Origin of the sequence: Actinotalea sp., assembly GCF_041597215.1 — a bacterium.
In the GTDB taxonomy this organism is placed as follows: Bacteria; Actinomycetota; Actinomycetes; order Actinomycetales; family Cellulomonadaceae; genus Actinotalea.
The window spans coordinates 1-2,122 of record NZ_JBFHHB010000348.1; the positions used below are offsets into that span (position 1 = coordinate 1).

Annotated in this window: 6 protein-coding genes; 1 reads left to right on the forward strand and 5 read right to left on the reverse strand. The window is 70.0% G+C overall.

Features of this window, described 5'->3' with window-relative positions; genetic code table 11:
• Positions 1-86 precede the first annotated feature (86 nt).
• From ABWK99_RS15850 to ABWK99_RS15865, 4 genes are all read right to left on the reverse strand, one after another.
• On the reverse strand, positions 87-521 hold the full coding sequence (locus ABWK99_RS15850; protein WP_372595646.1) for a hypothetical protein: 435 nt from the start codon (positions 519-521) through the stop codon (positions 87-89).
• The gene (locus ABWK99_RS15855; RefSeq protein WP_372595647.1) at positions 521-736 is read right to left on the reverse strand and encodes a hypothetical protein; all 216 of its coding nucleotides are present in this window, start codon (positions 734-736) and stop codon (positions 521-523) included. The genes ABWK99_RS15850 and ABWK99_RS15855 overlap by 1 nt, the downstream gene beginning before the upstream one ends.
• A 75-nt stretch (positions 737-811) precedes the next feature.
• The gene (locus ABWK99_RS15860) at positions 812-1,027 is read right to left on the reverse strand and encodes a helix-turn-helix domain-containing protein (RefSeq protein WP_372595648.1); all 216 of its coding nucleotides are present in this window, start codon (positions 1,025-1,027) and stop codon (positions 812-814) included.
• Entirely contained in the window at positions 1,024-1,251 is a 228-nt protein-coding gene (locus ABWK99_RS15865; protein ID WP_372595649.1) for a hypothetical protein, read from the reverse strand. Before ABWK99_RS15865 ends, ABWK99_RS15860 begins: the two co-directional genes overlap by 4 nt.
• A gap of 123 nt (positions 1,252-1,374) precedes the next feature.
• On the opposite strand from ABWK99_RS15865, the gene ABWK99_RS15870 reads away from it, so the two are divergent.
• Positions 1,375-1,674 (forward strand): helix-turn-helix domain-containing protein, encoded by a 300-nt coding sequence (locus tag ABWK99_RS15870; protein ID WP_372595650.1) that lies wholly within the window; start codon positions 1,375-1,377, stop codon positions 1,672-1,674.
• A gap of 157 nt (positions 1,675-1,831) precedes the next feature.
• Here ABWK99_RS15870 and ABWK99_RS15875 read toward each other — a convergent pair.
• The coding region (locus ABWK99_RS15875; protein ID WP_372595651.1) for a tyrosine-type recombinase/integrase at positions 1,832-2,122 on the reverse strand (291 nt) is incomplete at its 5' end.

Consider the following 2,122-nt stretch of genomic DNA (forward strand, 5'->3'; position numbering starts at 1 on the left):
CCACAGCGGGGCCGTGAAGGTGGCGGTGATGAGTGCGGCGCGGACGGTGGCGCGCGTGACGAGGTAGGCGCGGGTCGGGGCGTCGCTCATGCCGTTACCCCGCAGTCGTCGTGCGTGGACGCCTCGGCGTCGAACGCGGCACGGTCCTCGTCGGACGCGCCCTCCTGCAGCCAGCCGCGCGCCCCGCATGGGCAGGCGTACCCGGCGATGCTGCGCAGCGTGCGCGGGTCGGGTGCAGGCTCGGGGGCGGTGCGCGCACCGAAGAGGGTCACGTCGACGCCCTCGAACGTCGTGTCCACCGTCGTGCACGTGTCGAAGTCCTTGACGGCCGAGACGCCCAGGCGCGCGACGTCGGCGACGTGCAGCGCGTCCGGGCGGGAGTCGTGGTCGTCGCCGGGGCCGGTCAGGTGCGCGTAGATCGAGCTGCGCATGACGTCGACGGTGGAGACCTCGAACCCGGCGCCGTTCAGGTGCCGGACGAGCCGCATGGCGATCTGCATCTTGGCGAGGAGGTCGGTCATCACGCACCCCGCTTGCGGTTGGTGCGGCGGGAGGCGCGGGCGACCTTGTTGCGGGCGTTGCGCTGCGACTTCTGCTCACGGGTCCACGCCGACGCGACGGCGTCGGACACACGCTGCACGTCCTCGGGTGCGCCCTCGACGAGCACCGGGCTGGTGACACCCGCCGCCTTCGCGGCCTCGACGGACGGGTAGAGACGGCCGTTGTTCGGGTCCATCGGGTAGCCTTTCGGTTGAAGGTTGAACGACGCGGCCGCTGCCTGGGAGGTGGGCGGCCGTTGTCGCGTCCGGGGTCAGGCGTTGCGGGTCCTGGTGCGGACCCACGGGTCGGAGAGCGCCTGACGCTCGCGGTACACGTCCAGCGCGGATGCGGGGACGCGCCACGGCCCCCTGTCTCCGTGCAGGCGGTACGCGTCGATGAGCAGGCCGTCGCGGATGAGCACACGGACCGTCTCGGGCGTGGTGGCGAGCGCCTCGGAGACGTCGCGAACCGTCAGGTCGGGAGTCACGCGGCGATCCCCTGCGTGAGGTCCGACGGAGCGACGCCGAGCGCCTCGGCGATAGCCGCGACCTCAGCCGGGATGAGCGAGCCCTTGCCGTGGACCAGGTAGGCGCGCAGGCGCTCCTCGGAGAGCCCGCGGGTGACCCGGCCGAGCTGTGCGATCCGCACCTTCTTCTCGTCCGCGATGCGGGCGATGTTCTTCGCCGTGATGGCGTCTGTGCTGCTGTGCATGTCTGTGACCGTACCCCGCATCCGGGGGTCTGACACCCGAATCTGGGGGATGCCTACGCATCGTTACCGAACCGTGATCTTGGCCCGTGTCGCCGATCAGGTGGTGTGTGTATCCATGTAGGTATGTGCGACACCGACGACAGGTACACGGAGTACGAGAAGCGGGTCATCGGAGCGCTTCGGATGGTCCGGGAGGTCTCCGGGGTGGACCAGGTGCCCCTGAGCCTCGCCGCCGGCATGGGACGCAACCAGGTGAATCGCTACGAGCGACTCAAGGTGCATGCCACGCTCGGGAACCTCGAGAGGCTCCTGGTGGAGATCGGTCAGCTAGCGGAGCGGCGGACGAACGTGAGGACCGTCTACGACCTGCTCTCCCTGGCCGAGGGCAAGATCGCGCTCACCGTCGAGCAGTCGAGCGAGTAGCGCGGACGGGTCATCGCCGGATAGGCGGGCCCGCTCCTCGAAGCGTTCGATGGTCATCGTGCGCCATGCTCCCGGCCTGTGCACTGCTGCCCCCTCGCTCTCGCGTCCTTGATGAGACAGGTCTAGCACCCGCTCCGGACACGATCACCCGTCCGGCCTACGCCTCGATCTGCGCGAGCACCTCGGGTTCGATCGTTGGCAGTACCCCGGCCATCATGAGCGCCACGGCGTCGGCGTCGCCCTGCTGCGCGTCGGGCATGAGGTGGCCGTAGGTGCCGACGGTGGTCGTGATCTTCTCGTGGCCAAGGCGACGTTGGATGTAGGGCAGTGGCCGCCCCTGCGCGATGAGCCATGAGGCATGACTGTGGCGGCAGTCGTGCACGCGGGGCCGCTTGCCGATCGGGGTTAGGCCGGCGGCAGCGCACGCCTCGGCGTCGTTGGCGGCGTC